Source organism: Iodobacter arcticus (genome assembly GCF_042664895.1).
GTDB lineage: Bacteria > Pseudomonadota > Gammaproteobacteria > Burkholderiales > Chitinibacteraceae > Iodobacter > Iodobacter arcticus.
Window position 1 is genome coordinate 67,004 of record NZ_JBHTBQ010000001.1, and the last position, 24,893, is coordinate 91,896.

A 24,893-nucleotide genomic window follows, 5' to 3' on the forward strand; every position below is an offset into this window, starting at 1 on the left:
CGGGTTGCAGAGCGTTAATCCACTCGCTGTAAAGTGTAATTGAGCTTGCTGATATCAAAACCCTGCTCTTTGGCAATGTCTAGCGCGGTATTTAGATCTTGGCTGCTGATGGTCTGGCTACGTGATAATAGCCACAGATATTTATGGTTGGGATTGCCAACTAAGGCCCATTGGTATTCCTCGCCCAAGCCAAATACCCAGTAATCCGCAGAGAATGGCCAGAAGAAGCTAACCTTCAATTTAGCATTGCCACTATGCGGCACAACACTGGCGTGGCCGTCAGCCTCGGCAAAGCTACCGTCTTGCTTGCGGCAGCGATTAACCACGGTGATTTTATCTTCGCTTTGCTTGCTATATTCCGCTGTGGTGTCTGCCACGCACATGCGCTGAAAATACATCGGAAAGCTAGCAATCTCGTACCAGCGGCCCAGATAGCGGTCTATATCGAGTGCGGGCACGGTAATAGGTTCTGCATGGGTGACGCTGCTGATGATAAGGCCGAGGAGTAAGACAGATAAGCGCATGATTGCCTCCTTTTTTTGCGATGTTTTTCATATTCTAGCAGCTTGCCAAGTCGATACGATGACCTTGAAGTAGGGGGCTAGATCAGTAGGCCCCATCACAGAATATTTGAAGTGCCACGCTATCATTTTTAATGAGCCACGTTGGTGCAGGGGAATTTGTTAGCCAGCAGATGGGGCATCGGCCCCTGTATTTTATACAACGCTATCACTTGTTTAAGTGATAAGGTATAAGGCTGCACTTGCCTTGTTAAAATACCGATCATGTTCTGTTTATCTCTAGCCAAAACTCCTGATTTATTAGCGCTGCATGCCAGCGATCCTGTCCGATTTCCTGCCCTTGCCGAGACCGGAGGAGGGCATGCGGGTTGGGATATTTTATTTGCCTTGCCTCGTGAAGTACGTATCTATGCTGCTGCTGAGGGCGATGCCTTTGTGAGCGATTTGCGCAGCTTGCCACTGGATGCCAAGTTGCCCCGCCCAGAAGAGTTGCCTATTGATGCGCCTTTTGCAGGTGGCTGGTTTACTTACGCAGGCTATGAGCTGCTTTCTACCTTTGAGCCGCATGTTGTACATCGTCCCGAGGCAGACTTTCCCGTTGCAGCACTGCTACGTATTCCTGCGGCGGTGTTACTTGAGCACCCATCTGGCCTGGCCTGGCTGGTGGCAGAAACGCTCGAAGAGCTAGAAATGCTAGCCGAGCGAGTGGCTAACACGCTTGAGTTTAATCCTGCATTACCGCAAGTTGCATCAATCACAGAGGACGATCCAGCTGCCTTTTTACAAGAGGCAGAGCGAGCTCTTATATATATAAGAGAAGGCGATGTCTTTCAGGTGAATTTATCCCGAGGCTGGGATGTGCAACTCGCACAAGCTTTAAGCCCTGCCGAGCTATTTGCTAGCCTGCGTGTGCGTAATCCCGCACCGTTTTCTACCCTGCTTGATTTAGGCAAATATGGTGCCGTGGTGAGCTCATCCCCAGAGCGCTTAGTTAAAGTGAAGGGTGATCTGGTTGAAACACGGCCGATTGCCGGTACGCATCCCAGATCGCTTGATCCTATCGAAGATGCGGGGCTTAAAGCGCGGCTCTTAGCGACACCCAAAGAGCGTGCCGAGCATATTATGCTGGTTGATTTAGAGCGCAATGATCTGGGCCGTATTTGCCGGCCTGGCACGGTGCAAGTGGACGAGCTGATGGCTGTGGCAACCTATGCTTTTGTTCATCATATTGAATCCAATGTGCGTGGACAGTTAAGTGCGGGGCAAACACCGGCTGATATTCTTAGGGCGCTTTTCCCCGGTGGAACCATTACAGGTTGCCCTAAGGTTCGCTGCATGCAAATTATCAGAGAATTGGAAGATAGGCCTCGTTATGCTTACACCGGTAGCTTGGGTTATATCAATCTGGATGGATCCATGGATCTTAATATCCTGATTCGTACTTTCTTACAAAGGCAAGATCAGCTTTATTTTAGAGCGGGTGCTGGCATTGTGATTGATTCAGATCCAGAGCGTGAGCTGCAAGAAACTCGTCATAAAGCACGCGGCTTACTGCGCGCCTTGGGCGTGCAAGGTTAGACTGTTTTGTAGGGGCCCGCCTTTGTGCCCATGCGTGAATGGATCAGTTAGGGTGGCAAAGCAAATCGTTTTGTTCACCCTTTTTTTATGGAGTTTTAGATGAGATTGCTTAATGGCCTGCCCCAAGACCACATCAGTATGGCTGATCGGGCGTTTCAATTTGGTGACGGGGTGTTTCGCACCATGCGTTGCACAGGCGGAGCGATTGAATTTTGGGCCAGACATTACACACGCTTACAGCAAGACTGCGCAGCTTTGGGAATCGTTTGCCCCAGCGAGGCGATCTTGCTAGAAGACTTGCGCTGCCTTACACCCATTGACGCAGCACTTAAGATAATCATTACCCGGGGTGAAACCGCTCGTGGTTATGTCGCGCCTGATCAGCTAGCTCCTAATCGAATTGTGCAGTTGGCTGCCTTACCTGCCTACCCAGAAAAATTGCATCAAGAGGGAGTAAAAGTGCGTGTTTGTAGCACGCAGGCGAGCTGGCAACCTGCCTTGGCTGGGGTTAAGCATTTGAATCGTTTAGAAAATGTTTTAGCACGGCGGGAATGGAGCGATCCAAGCATTTTTGAAGGGCTGATGCTGGACAGAGACGGCTTGGTGATCGAAGGCGTGATGAGTAATGTGTTGGTTTTATGCGACAGCGTTTTAAGTACGCCAAAACTCGAGCAAAGTGGAGTGAGTGGGGTAATGTGTGAGGTGGTTTTTGATGCTGCAATGCAGCATGGTTGGAGGGTAGAAAAACGAGCTTGGACGCTGGATGAAATCAAAAAAGCCGATGCCGTCTGGCTGACAAATAGTCTGATGGGATTATTGCCAGTGGCTGAGTTATGCGATCAGTATTTTTCCCCGAATGCCGCGCAGCCACTGCTGTCGGCGGCGGTGAATCAGTTGCGCCAAAAGGAAAAATTTGCGATTGTTGCTGTGCCGGATATGACGGAAGGGTAATTTTCACTGGGTGGAATAGGTAGTTAGCCGTACTCTGGCGCGCTTCCAAAACAAAAACGGCAAGCCCGAGGGCCTGCCGTTTTTGATGATCTGGAGGAGAGAGGGGGATTCGAACCCCCGATACTCTCGCGAGTACGCCTGATTTCGAGTCAGGTACATTCAACCACTCTGCCACCTCTCCAAAGAGGAGACGAATTCTAGCGCAATTTTTACCTAAGGCAAAGCAGTGTTTGTCATTTTAGGAGGAATTAGTGCAGAATGCGCCCGGTATCAACAAATGGGATGCGCATGAAACATTGGCTCATGGCTCTAGCAACAGTTGTTCTAACGGGTTGCGGCGATATGCCGGAACAATCTTCCAACCGGGTTCTTCCTTGGGCAGAATCACAAGAACTCGTCGTACTGGTACAAAACGGTCCGACCACACTCTATGTCGATGCTGAAGGCAATTACGCAGGCTTGGAGTACGACCTCGTTACTCGCTTTGCAGTAGCAAATGGGCTGAAAGTGCGTTTTATCGTCACCAGCAGCTATGCCGAGTTACTCTCGAGGTTGAAGGGAAATGAAGCTCACTTTGCGGTGGGAGTGCAAAAAGGCTTTGAAAGCGAAGGACTCGCATTCGGCCCTGCCTACCAAAGCATTGAGCCGGTGCTGATTTACCCTAGCAACAAAACCGCTTCCAGCGTCTTAGCCGAGCTAAGTGCAGGTCAGGCCAGCATCAGCACCTTGCCGCAATATGCGATGGCGCTGAATAAGCTCAAGGTCAATAAACCGAATTTGAGTTGGCAAGTGGTCGAAGATGGCGATAGCGAAGACTTGATCGAGCGCGTTGCCAATGGCCAGCTTAGCTATGCCATGGTTGATTCGCACGCTGCGGATGTTGCTCAAAATTATTTCCCTAAAGTCGCTATTTCTCGCGAAATGGGCTCGGCGCAGCAGCTTGCATGGGCAGCCCCTGAGGCAGATAGCGAGCTGTTTACACTGTTTCAAGGCTTTTTTAGCAAAATGGCCCAAAGCGGTGAGATGCGCAGCTTACTCGACCGATATTACGGCCACGTGAATCGTCTTGGTCAAATGGATGCCATGGCGTTTCTGGATAAGCGAAAAGCCACTTTGCCACGCTATAAAAAGTGGTTTAAAGAGGCTGAGGCCAAAACGGGCCTAGATTGGCGCTTGGTTGCCGCACTGTCTTATCAGGAATCGATGTGGGACCCGGAAGCGGTTTCGATGTCGGGTGTGCGTGGCATGATGATGCTCACCAACGATACGGCAGAGCGCCTGGGCGTGAATCGCCTCGACCCCTATCAAAGCATTCAGGGGGGCGCTCGTTATATCCAGACCATGAAAGACAGCTTGGCTGAGAATATCACCGAGCCAGATCGTACTTGGTTAGCTTTAGCCGCCTATAACGTCGGTTTGGGTCATCTACTGGATGCCCGCGCATTGGCGGTGAAGCTGGGCAAAAACCCAGATAGCTGGGTCGACGTAAAAACAACCTTGCCACTTTTGCGTAATCCGCAATATTTTAAATCGGCTAAATACGGCTACGCCCGTGGTGGCGAACCAGTGATTTTTGTTGAGCGCCTACGTACTTACTACGATATTTTAGTGCGCTTTGAGAGCCCTGTGCAAAACACGATGCCGGTGTTAAGCGAGAATATTGTGGTGCAAAACCCAAATAACTTGCCGCTGAACATCAATAACCGTGTGCTGGCAGCAAAGCAAGTGCGTACTGCAGCGCTTTAGGCCTGCTTTTGTAGGGCGGGTGCAAGCTGCGTTTTGATTCTTGATGTATTTTTTTGCAGGTTTACGCAAAAACACGCGGGTTTCACCTGCCCTACGAAGTGTCGCTTTTTTTGAGAGTGAAGCCTGTAGGGCGGGTGCAACCCGCCGATGCTTCTAATCCGCTACAATATCGCCTTCCACGCTCTATTCTCGGTAGCTTTTCTATGACTGTACGTACTCGTTTTGCCCCTAGTCCTACGGGCCTGTTACATATTGGTGGTGTGCGCACCGCGCTGTTTTCTTGGGCGCATGCACGCAAAAATGGCGGTGCATTTGTACTGCGTATTGAAGACACCGATTTAGAACGCTCAACGCCAGAATCGGTTAAAGCGATTATGGATGGCATGCATTGGGTAGGTATTGATTACGATGAAGGCCCGTTTTACCAGATGCAGCGCATGGATCGTTACCGTGAAGTGGTAAAACAGCTATTAGCCAGTGGCCACGCTTATCCTTGCTATATGTCCAAAGAAGAGCTTGATGTCATGCGTGCGACGCAAGAAGCTTTGGGCCTGAAAGCCAAGTACGATCGCCGTTGGAGACCCGAGGAAGGCAAGGTTCTGCCCGAGCCTCCTCTTGGTGTGCAGCCGGTATTGCGCTTCAGAACACCGCTTGATGGTGTGGTTGCCTGGGATGATCTGGTCAAAGGCCGTATTGAAATTGGCAATGTCGAGTTGGATGATCTCATCATTGCCCGCCCTGATGGCACACCAACCTATAACTTCTGCGTGGTGGTCGATGACTGGGATATGGGCATTACCCAAGTGATTCGCGGTGATGATCATGTTAATAACACACCACGCCAGATTCATATCTTTAACGCGCTAGGGGCTGCGGTACCGCAATTTGCCCATTTGCCGATGATTCATAATGATCAGGGCCAGAAACTATCCAAGCGCCGCGATGCCGTGAGTGTGGTCGATTACGATAGCGCCGGTTATTTGCCGGAAGCACTGCTCAACTATCTAGCCCGTTTAGGCTGGGGCCATGGTGACGATGAATGCTTCTCTATGGCGCAGTTTGTAGAATGGTTTGACCTAAAAGACGTATCAGCCAGCCCAAGCCGCTTTGATAAAGAAAAACTGCTGTGGCTGAATGCGCAGCACATCAAGACCGCCGATGCTGCACGCCTTGCTGATCTTGCTAAACGGTTCTTGGATGAAAAGGGCGTAGACCTGAGCCAAGGGCCTGCACTGGTCGATGTGGTTACGTTGTTAAAAGATCGTGTACAGACCATCGTAGAGCTGGCGACTGAGGCGACATACTTCTATCAGCCACTCACTCCATCGGATGAAGTGGTGGCTAAGCATCTGACAAGTGACGATCTGGCCCGCCTGACTGTCTTTGCGAGTGAAGCTGCTGCATTAGAAGTATGGGATACCACAAGTATCGCCGCCTTTATCAAAGAGTTTTGCAAATCGCAAGGCGTGAAAATGGGGCAAGTCGGCATGCCACTACGCGCTAAAGTTTGCGGCACCACGCATACGCCTTCGGTGGATGCGGTGTTGGCTTTGCTGGGCAAGGCAGAAGTATTGAAACGACTGGCTTAAGCGCGGGTGGTTTCAAAAAGCCGAACGATTAATCGTTCGGCTTTTTTATGGGCGGAGGGCAGATATTTTGCCTTTGTAGGTCGTGGTGAGCGAAGCGTAATCCGACATTTAGGTTGCCATGGCAAATTACTTTGCTCATCTTGTCAACATTACAAAGCGCGTAGGGCGGGTGAAACCCGCCGCATTATAATGGCGAAGTTCTATCCTATCCCTTCTTGGAGTATCTCTCATGCACGCCACTGAACGCTTACAATCGCTTACCCTTAGCCAGAAAGTAGCCCAGTTGTTTATGGTGGGATTTGATGGTCTTGTGCCCAATTCGCATATTGAAGAGATGCTTAGAGCGCATCAGATTGGCGGTATTATTTTATTTCGTCGTAATGTTGAAACGCCTTCCCAGCTTGCTGCCCTGAATTTACGCTTACAAGAAATCAACGCAGAGCAAAGCAATGTGCCGCTCCTGATTGGTACAGATCAGGAAGGCGGCATGGTGATGCGGATCGAGCATGGCGTTACGCCTTTGCCGTCAGCGATGGCATTTAAAAGCGCTGGCAGTGAGGCAGATTGCGAAGCACTCACCAAGGTGGGTAATGCCGAGTTGAAATCGCTGGGGATTAATATCAACTTCGCGCCAGTGCTGGATATTAATAATAATCCGCAAAACCCGGTGATTGGCGTGCGTGCTTATGGTGAAACCGTGAGCGAGGTCAACCAGTTTGGTTTGGCCGCTTTGCGGGGCATGCAATCTGCTGGCATGGCAGCAACGGGTAAGCATTTTCCGGGGCATGGCGATACGGCGGTTGATTCTCATCATGGGATGCCGGTGGTGACTCATGATAGAGCACGATTAGATGCCGTTGAGCTTGCCCCGTTTAGAGCAGCTTTTGGCGCTGGGCTGGATGCCTTAATGACAGCTCATATCGTTTTCCCCGCCATTGAGCCAGATGAGAGTAAGCCTGCAACTATTTCACATGCCACTCTCACTGGCTTATTAAGAAATGAGTTGGCCTATCAGGGCGTGGTGATTACCGATTGCCTAGAAATGGATGCGATTGGCAAGGGGGTGGGCACCGTGGCAGGCGCGGTATTATCGATTCAAGCCGGGGCCGATATTGTGTTGATTTCGCATACTCCTGCTAAACAAGCGGCGGCTTTGGCTGCCGTGTTGCAGGCGGTTAAAGCAGGCGATATTTCGGTTGCGCGTATTGATGAATCTGTACTGCGTATCCTCGCATTAAAGCAGCGCTATCAAATGTCGGATTGGGCAAACCTTGCGCCGTCTTTACTGGCCCCTGAAGCATTGCAATTATCAGCGCGTGTACATCAAGCTGCGATTACTGGCCAAGCCTTGCGATTAGATAAAAATAAGCCGGTCTTTTTAATGAGTGCCGAAGTGCGTAGTCATACTGAAATCGATGAAGTGGCGCTTGGCAAAACGCCAGAGGCGCGTAACTCGCTGGCTCAGCCATTAAGCGAGCTAGGCTACAGAGTGAATGAGCAGTGGATTGCCTTGCAGCCTGATGCTGCTGAGCTTGATGCGGTGCTTAGCCAAGCGGCTCATGCTGAGCAAATTATTTTTGTATCTTACAATGCAACCTTATTTGCTGAGCAGCAGGCTCTGATTGCCGCTTTACCGCAAGACCGGCTGTGGCTGATCGCGGGGCGCTTACCTTATGATTTAGATTTAGCGCCAAAAGCGCTTGGGCGTTTAAGCTGCTGCGCTAACCGGCCCGCTGCATTACATGCATTGGCGCAAAAGCTGTGCACTGGCTGAGTGCACGATTACTGAGTTAAAAGCTAATCCCCGTGGTGACTGTCGCCCGGGGTGTTTTCTTGCAAGGCATTTGTTGATCTGGTTTGCGAGGCGATATGCAGGCAATTAGTTGCATGCTAAATCTATTTGCTGTGATGTAGTTCTCGCCATTATATTTTGTTCTAATACCAATCATTCTTTCATATTTTTATTGCTTGCTTTCATTTTGTCATACAACCATGGTTGGTTGCCTTTTTTATGAAAGAAAACGGATTTTATGTATTTAAAATCTATGGGAAGACGCATTTCTTCGTCTGTATTTTATGAAACTAAAAACCACTTAGTGCTCGTGTGATTTTTTATATATATCGCTAATACCAGATAAGTTTTTTTAGGAAAATTGCAGATTGAAATGATGGGCTGTTGTGGGTACAAATACGCCCAGAAAAAGCAAATTAAGTAGTTAGCCCATCCTAAATAAGTACTTTTTCTGTGCTGCAATTGCAGCTGAAATTGTTATTTTTTTAATAGATAAAGGAATTGCGATGAATATCTTAAAAAATACAGCTGCTGTTGTGGTATTAGCCAGTTTGTTTAGCCAAGCATATGCCGTTAATGCTTATGTAGATCAGTTTATTAGCTTTAAAGATGGATCGGGCAATAACGCAACCGCCTTGGGTAATGTGAGCGGTTCATCTGCTTTTTATACAGTAGGCGCAGTGAATCCTGCCCTCGTTACCGGTGCACCGGTTGCGGGTGAATGGGCGTCTTTGCCGCAAGCTTATGAAGCGGTGTATGGGTTTTCAAATCAGCAAGCTACAGGGTCCCTTGGGATTTACAGTGTGGCAAATGGGGCGCATGAGGTTGCCAGTATTTTTGGGCGCTTAGGTAGTACGGCCAGCTGGACATTTATTGGTAAAGTAACTGAAGGTGGCGGTGTTGGTTTGGGTACACAGCTCGCATCACTTAGCTTAGTAGGCACAGGGTTAAGCGCGGTAAATCAAGTCATGGTTCGCAGCCAAGGCAGCGCGGGCGGTTCGCCTGGCTTTGATTTAATGGGTATTAGGGGAACGGGTATGGTGGCAGCCCCTGTGCCAGAGCCAGAAACTTATGCATTGATGGGCTTGGGCTTAGTTGCCTTGATGGCCCGCCGCCGTAAAAGAGTTTAATCCCTATAAAAAAACGCCCCAGTTTGGGGCGTTCATTTTTATAGCGTACTGATTACATGCCAATATATCGGTCGGGACGATGGTTAATTGCAATCGCCAGATTTAAAGCAAATGCGCCTAAAACAGAAATTAATAATTGCTTGTGGTCAACCACGCCAAAACCCACGCATAAAATAAATAGATCGACCACCAATTGCACATAACCTGTGCGCCAGCCAAAGCGTTTTTGCAAATACAGAGCCAGTACGGTGACACCACCTAAGCTGGCTTTATGCCGGATTAGCATCAAAATTCCAACACCTGCCAATAATCCGCCCATCAGCCCGGCAAAAATGGGATTAATATCGCCTAGATTAATTAAATCGGGTAGCCAACCGCATAGCAAGGCCAGCGTGCCTACACAGGCAAAAGTTTTGAGCGTGAATTCTTTACCCAGCATGCGGTAAGAAAAAATATAAATAGGCAGATTGATCAGAAACAGCACCGTGCCATACGACCAGTGCGCAATATAGTGCAGCAGAAAAGCTAAACCGGTTGCGCCACCAGTAAGCAGCCCCGCTTGTTTAAAAAACTGAATCGCCAGCGCCATTAATAAGACACCCGTGAGTAATCCTTGCAAGTCTTCTAACAGAGTGTGGGCGTGTTGAGGCTGGGACATACAATACCGATTTAAAATAAAAAGCAGGGGCGGAGCATAGCTACGAATGCTATACGGGTAAACGGAAGGAAGTCGCAAAGTTTACATTTATTGCGCAAAATCAAGCCGCCGATCAGGGCGGGTAAGATGTGACTGAAGTTAAGTCACTTTGAGGCCGATAAACTGGCGTATACCTTTATGCAAGACATTATTGATAGGGAGCTTTATCGTGATTAACTCTGTTTCTCAATCGAACCCCGTGAGCAGCGCTGCTTCAGCAAGTAAAGACATCAAAGAGAGCAAGGAAACAGATAAAAAGCCTGAAATCAACGCAGCAAGCATTCGTGCGCAAGCTAATCAGCAAATCTTGCAAGCTTCTTTGCAAGTCTCGATCAGTAGTGGCGATAAGCCGATGCAGCTTTTATTTAGAAGTGCCATCGATAAAATCAATGAAGTATTGCAGCCTGAATTTGGCGACGACGCGATTAAAAACGCGATGGGGCAAGATAATTCACCAGAGGGCACTGCCGGACGAATTGTGGCACTGTCCACTGGATTTTATGAAGCATTTGCCAAGCAAAGACCGGGGCAAGACCCGGAAAAAACCGCCGAAGAATTTACCAAGGTGATTCGCGGCGGGGTAGAGCAAGGCTTTAAAGAGGCAAAAGAGATTCTGAAAAGCTTGCAAGTATTGGATGGCACGATTGCCAGCAATGTGGAGAAAACCTATGAGCTGGTGCAAAAAGGGCTGGATGACTTTTTGGCTAGCAAAAAAGTTAAGGCATAGCTGTTTGTTAGTGCTTCAGCAACCCTTAGAGTAAATCTCTGGCTTGCAATCGTTTCTGATGATTATTGACGCGAATCGCTGGCTATTTAACAAAAAACCATCGAAATATCACCCAATCTGCTGTTTTCACAATAGGGTAGTCTTAAGCCTGACGCGTTGCGAAGGCAGTCCATTTGAAAGGCGGCGTAAGCCGCCTTTTTTTATAAAGCCAAATGGTGATAATTTTTAAGGTTTTTTGAACTGGTGCGAAATACGGCCTGCAGCCGCACGACGAGCGGTATTACCTCTCTTGATAAGATAACTGCTCAATGATTTTGGACTGGCTCAGCGGCTTCTAAAATAGGCCAGATACGAGCTATCTTCGGGTAGATATTTGCCAGAAGAGGGCTGCCAGAGCAAGCTCTGATCTCGCAATGCGCTGATGGCCGCTTGCACAGTTGAAACCGTGAGGTTGGTATTTTCAGGCAGCTCTGCGGCATATTGGCTTATTGCATTACTGGAAAAAGGCGCAAAGTTATTTTGCGAGTTGAGTGTGATCGTTTTAAAGATCGCACGTTGAATGGGGGTTAAAGCATTCACCGTGGTTTCAATCTCAAAAGCGGCTGATCTCACCATATTCAGTGCCACATCTTGGATGGAGTGCTCGATTGGCTCCAGCATATATTTACCTAGCGCATCAATCAGCAAATCAGGCTTGCAGCCTAAGATTTGAAAAGCCCCCAAAGTGCTTTCGCGCTTTAGTTTTTTAGCTGCGTTGCTGCCGATGGCATCGTTGACTGCATAAATAAAAAACTCAATAAAATTGCTGTCTAGCAGCGGAAACTCCTCTACCGAGCTGCCATAAAATGCGCTCGTTTTCGGGCTGCAAAGATTGGACAGCTTATCCCGCTGCGAGCCGGTAAAAACCAGTACAAAATCATGCCCTGCCTGGTCAATTTGCTGATTAGAGGTATCACGGATTGATTTCAGCGCAAAGGTCGATTTTTTACCATCATCACTGCTTAAAGCCTGCTGCGCCTCATCGACTACCAGCATCACCGTATGGTTTTTTGCCCGCTCTTTCAGCTGCTGATAAGCCTCGCTAACTGATGTGGGGATGTCTTCAGCGGGAATGGTGAAATCAAGCTTGAACTCCCCTGCGCCAATTTGCCCGCCCGCAATTCCTGCCGATCTGGCTGTGCTTAGTAATCGGCCTTCCATTTCTTTACTTTTTTGATGCAAAGCTTCGCAAATCAATGCGCTGGGCGATTTATTCTGATCACTCCATAAATCCACATAAATAACTAGCCAGCCACGGCTTTGTGCCTCAGGGATTAAATCATTATTAATAAATTGCGTTTTCCCCACCCGGCGCGGGGCAGCAAGGAATAGGTTTTTTGTGCTGCTGATTAAGCTCAGCCCACTGAGCGTATCGCAATAACGCTTAGCCAGATCGGTGCGGGGATAGTGTTTCATAGTGAATTATTTTATCTACTATAAGTTTATAGTTGAATGAATAATAAACTATATAAGAGGCAAAAAGAAGAAAAAATGAGCTGCATGATGGGGGATGAGCGTACTGAGCTGTAGCGAGTGTAATACCAGTAGCAAGTTGCTGTCTCTATGTTTGCTATTGGCTTAATTAAATCTTAAATACAGGGGGAGATTGCCTCTTTTTCCGTGTTTTTGCTCATTGAATACCAAGCTTAAGTGCCAAAAACAGCTGGGGTTTAGCTTGACGACGAGGGTTTAACTTTCATATTCCTATTCTCTAGTCAAGTGCTGTTGTAGTGAACAGGTGGCTTGAAAGGAACAGGCGAATGCAGTGCTTTAGAAAAAAACAAGATAAAAACAAAGTACTTATTGTTGGCTTATTTATGTTTTTTAATAAAAACAATGACTTATAAAATATTAAAAATAAAAGACCACCGTTCACCTTCTTATGCAAGGGTAAATGCGCTTTTGTGATTGCAATCACATTTTTAAAAATAGGGTGAGAGAACAATGCATTTGTCCGAGGCGCAATCCATTATGGAAAAGCCCTGGCGTGAAGCTGGACGATAGCTTACATAAACTTTTAGGAGTTCGTAAAAATGGCAACTGCAGCAGCATTAGCATTCGTGCAAAAACTCTATGTCGCTTATTATCAACGTCCAGCCGACTATGCTGGGCAGCAATTTTGGGCGGAAAAATTTGATAAAGAAGGCGGTGCATCGGCAATTGCCAGCGCATTCGCTACCTCCACAGAATCTGTAACATTGTATGGCTCGCAAGCTTTGGCCGCACAAATCAACGCTGTTTACCAAGCCTCATTTGGCCGCGCGGCAGAAACTGCTGGCTTGCAATTTTATCTAAACGAAATTAGCCAAGGCCGTATGACTGTTGGCACTATGGCGGTCGCGGTATTGAATGGTGCACAGGGTACGGATTTAACCACCTTAAATTCTAAACTGGCTGTTGCTGCGGCTTACACCACAGCCGCATCTGATGCGACTGGTATTTTAAAATACGTAGGCACTACAGCAGCAGATACCGCACGTACTTTCCTTTCCGCGGTAACGACGGCGAATCAAGCGGCGCAAACAGCAGCAGTGACGACCAATTTGAATTCGATTGTTACTCAAGGCTCAGCCTTCACCCTGACTACCGGTATCGATAGCTTTACGGGTACAGCAGGCAGCGATAGCTTCAGCTCTACAGCGGTAGGCGGTTTTGGCGCTCTGGATAGTCTGGATGGTGGTGCGGGTACGGATGTTTTAACCGTTTCTGATACGACAGCGATTGCTACTTCGACTAGCCAAGTGGTTAAAAATATTGAAACTGTCACCTTGTCGTCTAGTGCAGGTGTAACTGCAGATATGACAACTTGGACTGGGCTTACAAAGGCCACGATCAATGGTGTAGGCGCAATGACAGTTACCGCGGCAGATACCGCGAATGTCAGTGTTGCTACTTCAGGCGCGGGTAATGTGGCCGTGATCGGAACAGGCGGTGATTTAGCAGTGGTTGCAGGTACAGGTAATGTGACAATTGGTGGTACTGCCGTAGCTAATAAACTTGCTTCGGTAAGTGTAACCAATGGTGCTGCGGTAGCTGTTACTGATCGTAGCGGCACGGCGGCTGCAACGGGTAGCACGCTGAAAACAGTAACCGTAAGTGGTGCAACAGGCGCATCTACGATTACTGGCGATGGCGTAACTACACTTAATCTGACCAATTTAAATGCTGCAACAACAGTTAACAATGTGACACTCACGGCAACAGCTGCAACACGGGCTTTAGTGCTTAATTTAAACGGTGTGGATGAAGGTGCTGCGGGTACTGATGCGGGTACAACGGTTGTTACCGATGCAGAAGCTACATCCTTAACCATTAATGCAACAGGCAGCCGCTCATTCGACGTAACCGCCACTACTGCAAAAGCGGTGTCGCTAGCGGTAAAAGCAGATGTAGATTTGCAAGTGGACGCATTAGGCAGTGCTGTTGCAACTACGCTTAATGTTTCTGGCGCAGGTAAATTTACAGCGGATGCACAAACACTGACTGCTGCAGGCGTGATCACCAGCACCAGCACAGGTGGCGTAATTCTTACAACAGCTTTGGCCGCAGGTCAGCAGTTTGTAGGCACTTCATCTACCGGCGCTGATACTATTACCGTGGCAGCATCCACCGTTGCTCATACCACGGGTGCAGGTAACGACACGGTAACAGCAGGCATTATGGGGACTGGTGGTAGTGTAAACGGTGGCGACGGCACGGATATCTTGTCGATTGCTTCTGCAACAGCTGTTGCTGTAACCGTAACGACTGCAGCCAATGCCGCTAACTACACCAATTTTGAAACGCTACGTCTGAATGATGGCTTGGGCGCTTCGATTGATGCAACCAAGCTGGTGGGTATTAACACGATCAATGTGCATGCTGCAGTAACAACAGGCGCTGTTGCGACCGTTAACACGGGTACAACCATTGGTCTGGGCGCTAATTCTGCTGGTACGATAGGCGTTACTGCTACTCCAACAGTCAATACCAATACATTAACGCTGAACACAAATGGCTGGGATGTAACTGGCCTGATTACTACAACTGGCGTAGGTACATTAAACCTGAGCAGTGGTACAGCGACTGCTGCTGTGGCTGGCTCGACTACTGTACTGGGCCTAGCATTTGATGTTGCTACATTAACAGGCGGCTTGACGATGGCGGGTCTGTCCGGCGGTACTTTAGGCACGATCAACCTTACCGGCAGCAATGATATTACCTTTGCTGGAGCCATTACCGGCGCTTCCACAATTAATGCTTCTGCATTAACGGGCGCCTTAACGATGCTTGCGACAGGTGTGGTGACTGCTTCAATTACTGCAACGGGCGGCTCGGGCAACGATGTCTTGGTTGGTTCTACTGTGGCAGATACCTTGGTGGGTGGTGCAGGTAATGACACCTTAGCCAACCGGGTATCAGGTGCTGCTACAACGGCTGCCGATTCATTAACAGGTGGCACAGGCGCTGATAACTTTGTCTTGCGTGGTGATACGGCGTCAGGTGCGGTATCCACGATCATTGGTACTGCGTCCCGCGTGATGGACTTTGTAATCGGGACTTCTGCAGCAACTTCAGACGTATTGAATCTGTCTGCAACAAATGCTAATTACTCAGGAGGCGCCTTAAACGGAACAGTCGCAACGGCTGCAGTATCAGCAACAGTTGTTCAATCTGTTGCTGTTAATGCTTCTGCTGCAGCGATTACTACGGGTGCAGATTTAATCAAGCTAACTACCGGTGGCACTACAACCGGTACCTTGCAAGCAGCATTTGATGCTGCGATTGGTACTTCAACCATTACGGGTCTCACTGCTTCTGCTGAGATTTTTGTATCGCTGTATGACACTACCAATAGTCGTATGTTGATCCTGACTGCTGATGCCAATGGCGGTACCAATACCATTTTGGAAACAGGCGATGTTGTTACTCTGGTTGGCTCCATTGATATGACTGCGGCCGATTATGTACTCTTTACTAACGCTAACTTGGCCATTATCGCTGCGTAAAGCTCAATGCAGCAGGCTGAGATTTTAAACACCTGCTGCGTTTACCCAACCCCCGCATCTGTTATGGATGCGGGGGTTTTTCTATAAATTATCTAAACACATAAATAGAATGATGCCTGATGAGTAAGAGCCATCATTATTTGCTTTATCTGCTGTGTGATTAAACCCCAGAATACTCCCGCAAAAAATCAGCTAAGGCCCAGCCATCCAGTAGCCCGTCCCCGTCCAGATCAATGGCGGCCCAGCCTTCTTTTTCTCTTAATACAAATACCTTCTTTTGCGCAGGCAGCAGCTCAAGGATAGAAAATTCTAAACCGGCCCCCGAGCGCAGATTTAAACCCTTGCGCGCAATCACCTGATAGCCGTGCTCATCGGCAGAAACGCTTTGCGCCATGGTGCTGGCGTTAATAAAGCTATCGTGGCTCTCCAGCCATAAGCTGGCTTCTGCGGCCCGTCGGGCGACCAGGCCTTTGAGTACTTTTAGCTGGCCACTGGCGGGCTCACGCGCTTTATTCCATCTGGCCATTTCAGCGGGTACGGCAGCATCATGGCCTGCGTTTAGTTTTTTAAGCAGGGTGCTGTGCTGCAAGCTGCTCACACCTACATTGAAAGTAAAACTGCAAAGCGCTGAAAACTGATTGCTGTGCAGCTTTACTTTAACCAGCTTCTCAATGGCGGCAGCCACTTTTGCCAGATCTTTGGCAAGTAAAGCATCGGCTTCCGCTTCACTGATATTCGCCGTACTGGCGTTGATGCCATCTGTGTGGCCGTAGCCTATTGTCCATACTCCCGCCGGGCAGGTGTAGGGTTGCAGATAAAGGCCTTCAAACTGTTTAACCAGCTTAAGACCTGCCGGATTGATCTGGTGTGACATGGTTTTGCTCCTGATTGCTTATCAAAGAGAATAGCCTCGGGTTTTCTGCCAGGTAAGTTCTGTTTGGAATACGAGCCGACACAGTGTTGTTCGCTATGGCCATTACTTCGTTTGTGCAGGCTGGCGGAGGCAAAGTAAATGTGCAGTGGTTTTTGTTTGGAAGTGTGACGGAGGTGATTGTGTGGCAGATACAGAGTTTAAATACGATCTGCTACCGCTGTATTTTGGTGCTGAAAATGTATGCAAGATTGACTTTAGCCACAGGCATGTCATGCTGAGGGCTGTTAACGCAAAATGATGGATTTGAGATTATGGCTAAGCCAAGGGTAGAGAGAGCGCCAAAATTTGATCTGGTGCAGGTTGATTTTCCAACGCTCCAAAAGTATCTGCCTTTATATGATTTAACCGATAGCAAGGGCCGCTATCTGCATTGGGATAAGCTGAAATGGCGGGTTCCCAGAGATGAAGCGCAAAATATTTGGTTTGCGATCAAGTTTCAGCGCTTTATCCAGATGAAGGAGATCGATTTATTCGACGAGCAAGGCGAATCCTTTAGCTATTGCATCCCAAATTCGATGGAAGCCAAGCTGCATCAGGTGATTAAGACGGCAGGTGGCAGCGTGGCGGTGGTGGCTGGAATGGCCGCTACGATGCAAATTCAGGCCAAATTTCTTGTCTCCTCCTTAATTATGGAAGAAGCCATCAGCAGTGCGCAGCTGGAGGGCGCGGCTACCACGCGTGAAGTGGCAAAAAAAATGCTGGAGGATGAAAGAGCGCCGCTTAATGAAGACGAGCGGATGATTCTTAATAATTTTTTTCTGCTTAAACAAGCAGAAAAAGAGTGTAAGCAAGCATTAACGGTTGATTTGATTTTAGATTTTCATCGGGTAGCCACAGAAGGCACAACGGGCAATAGCGTTTTGCCCGGGCATTTTAGGGATGCCGACGATATTTTTGTGGAAGACGGCAACGGGGGCATTGCGCATCAGCCGCCTAAACACCACTTAATTCAGGAGCGCTTGCAAGCGCTGTGTGATTTTGCCAATGCCAATCATTCCGGCCTAGATGGTTGCGAGTTTATTGCGCCGGTAGTGAAGGCCATTATTCTGCATTTTATGCTGGGTTTTGAGCACCCATTCAGGGATGGCAATGGCCGCACAGCCAGAGCTCTGTTTTATTGGTTTATGCTTAAGAATGAGTACGATCTGTTTAAGTATATTTCTATTAGTAAATTACTTAAAAACAGCCCCAAGGATTATGGCCTGTCTTATTTATATACAGAAACAGATCAGAACGATTTAACCTATTTTATTGATTATCAGCTGGATATTATTATTCAAGCCTTTGATGAGCTAAAAAAATACCTTGAAGAAAAAACGCAAGAGTTTAATCAGGTTGTAGCGCTGCTGGAGAAATCAAAATTTGGTCAGGCACTTAATTTTGTGCAAAAAGATATTATTAAAAAAGCCAGCAAATCACCGGGCAGGTATTTTTCAGTAAAAGAAATAGTCAGCGATTATGGCATTGCGGATAATTCCGCCAGAAGCTATTTAAACAAGCTGGCGGAGTACCGTTTGCTACTGCCTAGCAAAGATGGCAGAACTACTTTATATATTGCGCCATTAGATTTATTGCAAAGACTGGTTTAAATGTTTTGTACAATTACAAGGATTAAATCATTGTAGGGCGGGTAAAACCCAATCCTATCAACTTAAGGCAAAAAACAGGGCAAGATTTAGTTTTGCGTAGGGTGTGCAAGTCGTTTTTCTTGCGCACCGCTCTCGGTGCGCAACGACTTCGTCGTTGTACACCCTACGAAATGCCGCTTTATCCTAAGACAAAAACTTAAGTTGATAGGATTGGGGTAAAACCCGCTAGCTGAATAATTAAACCTCATCCGGCTATTTCCAGTTTGTAGGTTGGGTTAGCAGGCTTTATCGCGTAACCCAACATTCTTTTGCGCCTAAATGTTGGGTTACGCTGATTTATCCGCCCTTAAATAGGCGAATAAATCAGCTAACCCAAACTACAAAAGCATTATGCCCCGCTAGTTTCGCTTAAGCTGACAGAATTGGAGCAAAACCCGCTAGCTGATTTACTAAGCCTTACCCGGCGATTCCCAGCGCTTTAAAGATGCTCAGCTGCTTTTCTGAAAACGTTTGCGCCTGGCGATTTAATTCGGCGAGATTGTCTTCTTCCGTTTCTAAAGTTTGCCCTTCTTTTACCAAGGTTTGGTTTTGCATGGCTAAGATTTGCCAAGCAAATTGTGCCCATTCTGCCGGGTGCTTTTTGCCTTGGCTGCGGGCCAGTAAAAACAACTGCTGAAAGCGCCCGATGCTAATGCCCCCGCCTGAAACAGGGCTAGCCAGATGGCTGATATCGTGGCTGCCACGCGCCTGATTGCATAAATAATGGTTGAGTTTTTCGCAGGCTTTTTTGGCTTTGGCAATATGGGCATCGTCTTGCACGGCCACCACGCTGCCTCCGCCAATTAACACGAGGGCGGCTTGTAAAATTTGTGATAAAGCCAGGCCAGTGGCTTGTTCGATTTGCCCAAGGCTGATGATCTGATGATCGGCCATGGTGTTTAAAATGGGCGCATAAACATGGTCTTGCATAGTGGCTTCGCCCAGATTGCCTGTTACTTTGAGCGATACATCGGCACGGTGTTGAACCAGCAGCACGCGCAATTGCCGAGCTTGCTCTGCCTGCGCTAATTTACTGAGTTTGCGTGGCCCACGCACCCAGTAATCGCGGCGAAATTGCTGATTCACCATAAAATCACGCGTGGTTTCTTTGAACATAGCGTCTGGAATTTCCGCAAGAAATTGCTGCTGCTCCGCTGTTAAATTAATCGCATCAATATGATCCATATAATGCGCAGAGCAGGCAAAGCTGAGCTTGGCGGGCTCTAGCCACTCTGCCATGGTGGCAAAGTGCATAGGCAGCCAATCCCGATTAAAATATTCATGTGCCAGATAGTGGCGATTTTGTTCTTTTATTTTTTGTATTCGCTCCGCGATTTGCGGGTTTGCCCGTGCATACATAGGCTGGGTGGCAAGTAGTTTTTCAGTGAAATCGAGTGCGCCATTAATCCGGCTCACAATGCCATTGCCTTCTGCACCAATAATCTCGGCGTGTTCGGTCATTAAATGCCGTATTGGAGCAAAGCTGGCCCAGCCGGGCTGGGTGTTATAGCTAATATATAAAACACCGCCTACTTTTAGTTTTCGGCGAATAAATTCAACAATTACGCCACGGTTTTCATCTGATATCCAGCTCCAAATACCATGCAGGCCGATATAATCGAATTCGGGTAAATCACTGCGGGCAGCAAAATCAGCAAAGGCTTCATCAAATAATTTAGCCCCTCCACCAGAAATACCGGCCAACTCTTGGGCAAAGCCCGCCTGAGACGGATTGAAATCGGTGCCATGCCATTGCGTTACACTGGCGGCTGCATGCAAATTAGCACTCATTCCCTGGCCAAAGCCTAATTCACATGCATTACCCATTTCTGGATAGGCTAAGCCAGCGCTCAGAAAAGCCAGCTTTACCCGTAGCGGATTAAGCTCACTGTAATAGCCAAATGTATATCCGATATCTGCTATATAGCCTGCTGTCCAATCGCTCATGCTGATTTTCCTTGCTTGTTAATAAATAGATAAAGGGTGATTTGATCAACGAATTATTTAATGAACATAATGCTGACGCAAGTTTAAAAATGGCAATTCAATACTACGCCAGCTTAAATCGGCTAGCAGGCAACTTAGCAGTAGTGCCAGAGTGATTTTTCCTAGTAAAATAGGGATAGATAAATCGCTAACCAGATAATGACTTAATAAATAAAGAACCATGGCATGCAATAGATAAAATGAATAAGAGCGCTGCCCGATAAAAGATAGAAATTTTTCTATTAGATCAGGTAGACGCCATTGAGTATTTGCATAGGCATAAATAAACAGCCCCCATAGCAATGCTTCTAAGGTATACCAGATTACTAAAATAAAACTGCGGCTGCTTTCATTAAATAAAATAGCGTATTGGGAGCGGAATACGCTGATCGAGATAATGATTAGCGTGGTTATTATTAATGCATAGGGCCTTTTAAAAAAAGAGCCGAGCGCTAATGTGGCAAAGCCCATGCCAATTAAAAACTGATCAAGCCGGCCAATGAGTGTGGATTGCAATACATGGGCAGGGTGTGCGGCAAGACTAAGTACACATAATTTTAAAACTAAAAAAATAAGCAGCATTCTGCCAATATAGACCAAGCCTTGCTGGCGGACAAAGAGTGCTAGAAATGGAAAAATAAGATAAAAAGTGAATTCAATTGAAATAGTCCATGCTGCACCGGTTACAAAATAATCAGAAGTGGCGGGCTTACCAATATTACTGATGAATAAATAGAGTAAATCCTGAGGCTGAAATTTATCACGGCCTAGCGAAATGGCTAAGAAAAAAACCAGTAAAAATAATGGAAAAATACGCAAGAAACGGTTGAAAATAAAGCGGCGATAATCAATATTTCCGCTGATGGCTATTTTCATAAATAAATAGCCGGAAAGAGTAAAAAATAAACCAACGCCAATATGGCCTTCAGTAAAAATGGCGAGTAAGGGCCAGGAAGGAAACGATTGCCAGCTGCCATAAAAATGATGAAATGCGTGATAGAAAAAAACCAATAGCGCCGCCAAAGCGCGAATATGCTCTAGCTTGGGGTTAAATGCGATATTGCTGGAGTGTGGCGACATCGATTCCCTCGTTTTATGGTGAGTGTTTTTATTGTGTTTGGCGGGTGAAACCCGCCGTTGTTGTTCAATCATCGTATGGCATAACAATATTTTTATCACCTACTCCACCCCAATTCGCTGGATAGGTTTTGCGTGCAATATATCGGTGAAATGATGACCAAGGCCAATCTGCGATCTTTTTGACCAATCCATGCTTTACAGGGTTGAAATGTAGATAATTCATGTGATTTTCATAATCTGGATCATCTCTAATTAAGTGCTCCCAAAAGCGTGCCTGCCAAATGGTTGAATTTTGTCTGTTGATCCGTCTTTGGCTTAAAAGATCAGGATTTAAATAATTGGGGCCACAGATCACGCTGACATCTCTTTTAATTAATCGCCAACGATTAGAAAAGTCAGCATCACCTTCTGGTAGTGTCCATATGCAGTGCAGGTGATCGGGTAGCAATACCCATGCATCGATTTGAAAAGGATGGGTGATCCTAGTTTGTTGAATAGCCGAGCGTAGTGCAGTTCGTATATCAGGATTGGTAAGTATCTTTTGCCGGTGTTCGGTGACCACGGTAAAGAAGTAACATGCGCCTCCAATATTTGATCGAATGTAATTGGGCATTGTTTCGTCTTTATTATTTAAAATAAAACACGGCGGGTAAGCACCGGCTCTAGGAAAAAATATGAATTTGAAATTGCAAATTTATATCAATTTACAAATAAACCGTAGGGCGGGTGAAACCCGCCGTTTTTCGTGTTTCATCGCAAAGCTTGGCGGGTTTCACCCGCCCTACGAAAAACATTTTGCTTCCTCAACGCAATACCTGATCTACCGCTTGCAAATCTGTTTCTTGCAATGTACCGGCATAAAATTTTAGGCGGATATAGCCGCTTAGGTAGGTGTATTGGGCGGCTGTGTGTTTTTGTTGGGCTTCAAAGAAGCGGCTTTGAGCATTGAGCAAATCCACATTGCTGCGAACCCCGGATTGGATACCTTTGCGGGTGGATTGGATGAGCACATCACCAGAGCGCACGGCTTCTTGTAGGGCTCTGATTTGTGCAGAGCTGGAGCTTAAGTCCAGATATTGCTGGCGTAAGCCCAGCTCAACTTGTTGCTGCATGCTGCGCTGATCTTCGGTGGCTGCGGTGTGCATGGCGACGGCGCGTTTGCTGCGGGCGTTGATTTCACCTCCGGAGAAAACCGGAATGCTGGCGTAGACCATGATGCTATTAGATTTGATCAGATTATCTACCGTGGTATAGCTGGGGCTGTGCTCATAGCTGCTGCGCAGCCGCAGATCAACGGTGGGTAGGTGTTGATCGATATTTTTGCTGATTTCTAATTGAGCGGCGTTCACCGAAGCCTGGCGCTCAAAGAGGATGGGATTGTTTTGCTTGGCCTGATTAAGCCATTCGGCCAATGGGTAGCGCAGGTGCAAATCGGCCTGCATATCGGTGGGTTTACGGTGGGCCAGTCTGCTCATCGGCTCCCCAACGGTAACGCTGAGTTCATGCAGCTTGCTGCTGTGTGCAGCTTCGGCAGAAAGAATATCGGCATCAACAAAATCTAGGCGGTTTTGCGCTTCGTTTACATCCGTCACGGTGCCGTGGCCTGCTGCATACCATTTGGTGGCTTGGGTTTTTTGCTCCTGATAGGCCTTTTTTTGCTCGCTTAAGAGCTGAAGCTTGTCAAAAGCCAGCTGCACATCAAGGTATTGCTGGGCCAGCCTTAAAATAAGCTCTTGCTGGCTGCGATCAAGCGCGTGATTGGCTTCTTTTTGCTGAAACTCGGCTTGCGATAGATTATCCCATGCGGCCATTTTGAATAAGGGTTGCACAAGGGTGGCGGCGTAAACTTGGCCATTAAATAAATAGTCTTTAGCAATGGTTTGCTCTTTTGCGCCTTCGCCTATATCAAATTCGGTTTTAACCCACTCCCGGCTGCCTTGGGCAGAGAGTGATAAATTAGGTAGTAAGGCGGCTCTGGCAATGGGGACAATTTCTTGCGCGGCTAAGTTTTGTGCTTTGGCAAGGGCAAAGCGGCTGTCGTTTTGCATGGCCTTGGGGTAAAGCTGGGCTAAATCTGCGGCATGGCTGGCAGCGCAAAATAACAGGGGGATTAAGCAGATCTTGCTGTGCATAGGGATCTCCTTATTTCTCGGTAAAGGCAAAGGCAAGGCGATTAAATAACGGACGGGTCAGGTAATCCAGAAGGCTGCGCTCGCCGGTTTTGATGACGACTTCGGTAGACATGCCCGGCTGGATGGCGAGCTTTTCACGGCTTAGCTCGGCAAGGCCTTTTTTGGTGACCACTACTTTGGCACTGAAATAAGGATTGCCGTGCGGGTCTACAATTCGGTCGGCAGAAATACTTGTGAGCTCTCCTTCCAGAATTGGCGCTGTGCCTTTGTTGCCTAAGGAGGCGAAGCGAATATCAGCCAGCAGGCCGGGGTGTACTTTGTCGATTAAATGCGGTGGCAGCTGGATTTCAACGACTAGTTCGTCGTTTTCTGGCACGATTTCCATCAGGGTGTCGCCGGGGCGGATAATGCCGCCGATGGTATGAATATTCAGCCCCACTACGCGGCCTGCTGTGGGAGAGCGTAAAACGGTGCGGGCCAAGTCTTCTTCCCGGGTTTTAAGCTCATTATTCCAGCGGTTTAAATCACCTTGAATCTGGCTGTACTGGGTTTCTACTTCTTTGTTGAATTCCTGAGTGCGTTGCAAAATTCTGAGGCTAAGCTCGCCTTTTTGCCGGCTGGCTTGTTCTATGCGGCTGAGGCCTTCGCCGTATTCACCAGACACCTGAGCAAATAAGCGCTCCATTTCAAAAAGGCGGGTGCGCGGGGCAAAGCCATCGGCTACTAAATCGCGCAGACCAGCGATGTCTTTTTCTAGCAATTTAATTTGTTGTTTTCGCCCCGCTTCTAGGGCGCGCAGGCCGTTAATTTGCTCATTAATCCCGGCAATGGTTTGTTGCAGAATATTGCCTTCGTTGATCAGTGCCGTGCGGCGGGTTACAAAAAGCTGAGATTGCGTTTTCATAATATCTTTGGCTTGGGGATTGCTCTCTTGCCGCATTTTTTCATTGAAGGTGATTTGCGGTGCGTGCTTAAGCTCGGCACTCAGCCGATCGGCCAAGGCTTGGGTTTGCCAGAAGTTATTTTGCACGGTGGATAAAATGGCATTAATTTGTGTTTGATCGAGCAAGATCAAGGGCTGGTTTGCGGCCACCTCTGCGCCTTCTTTGACCAGAATTTTAGCCACCATGCCGCCTTGTAAATGCTGGATCGCCTTGCGTTTGCTCTCTACACTCACCACGCCATTGGTGGGTACACCTTCATCCAGCGGGGCAAAAGCGGCCCAAAGCAGAAAGCCCCCCAGACCAAACAAAAGAATAAACAAGCCTAGCCGGGTGACAGAGCGGGTGTCGGTGAGCGAGTTATCAACATCTAATACCGGTTCGGGGGAGATTTGTTTGGCAAGCTTTAACATGATGCAGCCCTCAGTTATTGG

Annotated in this window: 18 protein-coding genes and 1 tRNA gene; 9 read left to right on the top strand and 10 right to left on the bottom strand. The window is 47.7% G+C overall.

The features are described from left to right. Positions 1 to 14 precede the first annotated feature (14 nt). A complete protein-coding gene (locus tag ACFQNF_RS00340; protein WP_380185245.1) occupies positions 15 to 524 on the bottom strand; it encodes a lipocalin family protein in 510 nt (169 codons plus the stop codon). Between the two features lie 261 nt (positions 525 to 785). Here ACFQNF_RS00340 and ACFQNF_RS00345 point away from each other — a divergent pair, with 261 nt between their 5' ends. Then, the gene (locus ACFQNF_RS00345) at positions 786 to 2,099 is read left to right on the top strand and encodes an aminodeoxychorismate synthase component I (RefSeq protein WP_380185247.1); all 1,314 of its coding nucleotides are present in this window, start codon (positions 786 to 788) and stop codon (positions 2,097 to 2,099) included. A gap of 99 nt (positions 2,100 to 2,198) precedes the next feature. Beyond that, positions 2,199 to 3,050 (top strand): aminodeoxychorismate lyase, encoded by an 852-nt coding sequence (pabC, locus tag ACFQNF_RS00350; protein WP_380185249.1) that lies wholly within the window; start codon positions 2,199 to 2,201, stop codon positions 3,048 to 3,050. A 91-nt stretch (positions 3,051 to 3,141) separates the two neighbouring features. Here the strand turns inward: pabC and ACFQNF_RS00355 are convergent. Beyond that, positions 3,142 to 3,231: transfer RNA gene (locus ACFQNF_RS00355), tRNA-Ser, on the bottom strand. Positions 3,232 to 3,338: 107 nt separating this feature from the next. Here ACFQNF_RS00355 and mltF point away from each other — a divergent pair. The 4 genes from mltF to ACFQNF_RS00375 all read left to right on the top strand — a co-directional run bounded on the left by mltF (position 3,339) and on the right by ACFQNF_RS00375 (position 9,307). Continuing rightward, complete coding sequence (gene mltF / locus ACFQNF_RS00360; protein WP_380185251.1) at positions 3,339 to 4,796, top strand: membrane-bound lytic murein transglycosylase MltF; 1,458 nt, start codon at positions 3,339 to 3,341, stop codon at positions 4,794 to 4,796. A 203-nt stretch (positions 4,797 to 4,999) separates the two neighbouring features. Then, positions 5,000 to 6,385: a glutamate--tRNA ligase gene (gltX, locus tag ACFQNF_RS00365; RefSeq protein WP_380185252.1), complete on the top strand. Its 1,386-nt coding sequence runs from the start codon at positions 5,000 to 5,002 to the stop codon at positions 6,383 to 6,385. 229 nt (positions 6,386 to 6,614) lie between these two features. Next, a complete protein-coding gene (gene nagZ, locus ACFQNF_RS00370) occupies positions 6,615 to 8,159 on the top strand; it encodes a beta-N-acetylhexosaminidase (RefSeq protein ID WP_380185254.1) in 1,545 nt (514 codons plus the stop codon). A 524-nt stretch (positions 8,160 to 8,683) separates the two neighbouring features. Further along, positions 8,684 to 9,307: a PEP-CTERM sorting domain-containing protein gene (locus tag ACFQNF_RS00375; protein WP_380185256.1), complete on the top strand. Its 624-nt coding sequence runs from the start codon at positions 8,684 to 8,686 to the stop codon at positions 9,305 to 9,307. A 52-nt stretch (positions 9,308 to 9,359) separates the two neighbouring features. Here ACFQNF_RS00375 and ACFQNF_RS00380 read toward each other — a convergent pair whose 3' ends face one another. Then, positions 9,360 to 9,965: a YitT family protein gene (locus ACFQNF_RS00380; RefSeq protein ID WP_380185258.1), complete on the bottom strand. Its 606-nt coding sequence runs from the start codon at positions 9,963 to 9,965 to the stop codon at positions 9,360 to 9,362. Positions 9,966 to 10,173: 208 nt separating this feature from the next. Between ACFQNF_RS00380 and ACFQNF_RS00385 the strand changes: the two genes are divergently transcribed. After that, positions 10,174 to 10,731 carry a DUF5610 domain-containing protein gene (locus tag ACFQNF_RS00385; protein WP_380185259.1) on the top strand — a complete coding sequence of 186 codons (558 nt, stop codon included), beginning with the start codon at positions 10,174 to 10,176 and terminating at the stop codon, positions 10,729 to 10,731. A 324-nt stretch (positions 10,732 to 11,055) separates the two neighbouring features. On the opposite strand, the gene ACFQNF_RS00390 is transcribed toward ACFQNF_RS00385, so the two are convergent. After that, positions 11,056 to 12,186: a hypothetical protein gene (locus ACFQNF_RS00390; RefSeq protein WP_380185260.1), complete on the bottom strand. Its 1,131-nt coding sequence runs from the start codon at positions 12,184 to 12,186 to the stop codon at positions 11,056 to 11,058. A 617-nt stretch (positions 12,187 to 12,803) separates the two neighbouring features. Here ACFQNF_RS00390 and ACFQNF_RS00395 point away from each other — a divergent pair. Next, a complete protein-coding gene (locus tag ACFQNF_RS00395; RefSeq protein ID WP_380185262.1) occupies positions 12,804 to 15,758 on the top strand; it encodes a DUF4214 domain-containing protein in 2,955 nt (984 codons plus the stop codon). Between the two features lie 160 nt (positions 15,759 to 15,918). Here ACFQNF_RS00395 and ACFQNF_RS00400 read toward each other — a convergent pair whose 3' ends face one another. Continuing rightward, positions 15,919 to 16,632, bottom strand: a complete 714-nt coding sequence (locus tag ACFQNF_RS00400) for a glycoside hydrolase family protein (RefSeq protein ID WP_380185264.1) — start codon at positions 16,630 to 16,632, stop codon at positions 15,919 to 15,921. Between the two features lie 311 nt (positions 16,633 to 16,943). On the opposite strand from ACFQNF_RS00400, the gene ACFQNF_RS00405 reads away from it, so the two are divergent. Then, positions 16,944 to 18,281 (top strand): Fic family protein, encoded by a 1,338-nt coding sequence (locus ACFQNF_RS00405; protein ID WP_380185266.1) that lies wholly within the window; start codon positions 16,944 to 16,946, stop codon positions 18,279 to 18,281. A gap of 456 nt (positions 18,282 to 18,737) precedes the next feature. Here the strand turns inward: ACFQNF_RS00405 and ACFQNF_RS00410 are convergent, their stop codons facing one another. The 5 genes from ACFQNF_RS00410 to ACFQNF_RS00430 form a co-directional block, all read right to left on the bottom strand. Beyond that, on the bottom strand, positions 18,738 to 20,267 hold the full coding sequence (locus tag ACFQNF_RS00410) for a class I SAM-dependent methyltransferase (protein ID WP_380185268.1): 1,530 nt from the start codon (positions 20,265 to 20,267) through the stop codon (positions 18,738 to 18,740). 57 nt (positions 20,268 to 20,324) lie between these two features. Then, on the bottom strand, positions 20,325 to 21,458 hold the full coding sequence (locus ACFQNF_RS00415) for an acyltransferase family protein (RefSeq protein ID WP_380185270.1): 1,134 nt from the start codon (positions 21,456 to 21,458) through the stop codon (positions 20,325 to 20,327). Then, on the bottom strand, positions 21,451 to 21,999 hold the full coding sequence (locus ACFQNF_RS00420; RefSeq protein WP_380185272.1) for an REP-associated tyrosine transposase: 549 nt from the start codon (positions 21,997 to 21,999) through the stop codon (positions 21,451 to 21,453). The genes ACFQNF_RS00415 and ACFQNF_RS00420 overlap by 8 nt, the downstream gene beginning before the upstream one ends. A gap of 190 nt (positions 22,000 to 22,189) precedes the next feature. After that, the gene (locus ACFQNF_RS00425) at positions 22,190 to 23,518 is read right to left on the bottom strand and encodes a TolC family outer membrane protein (RefSeq protein WP_380185274.1); all 1,329 of its coding nucleotides are present in this window, start codon (positions 23,516 to 23,518) and stop codon (positions 22,190 to 22,192) included. Positions 23,519 to 23,528: 10 nt separating this feature from the next. Next, positions 23,529 to 24,872, bottom strand: a complete 1,344-nt coding sequence (locus ACFQNF_RS00430) for an HlyD family type I secretion periplasmic adaptor subunit (RefSeq protein ID WP_380185276.1) — start codon at positions 24,870 to 24,872, stop codon at positions 23,529 to 23,531. Between the last annotated feature and the right edge of the window lie 21 nt (positions 24,873 to 24,893).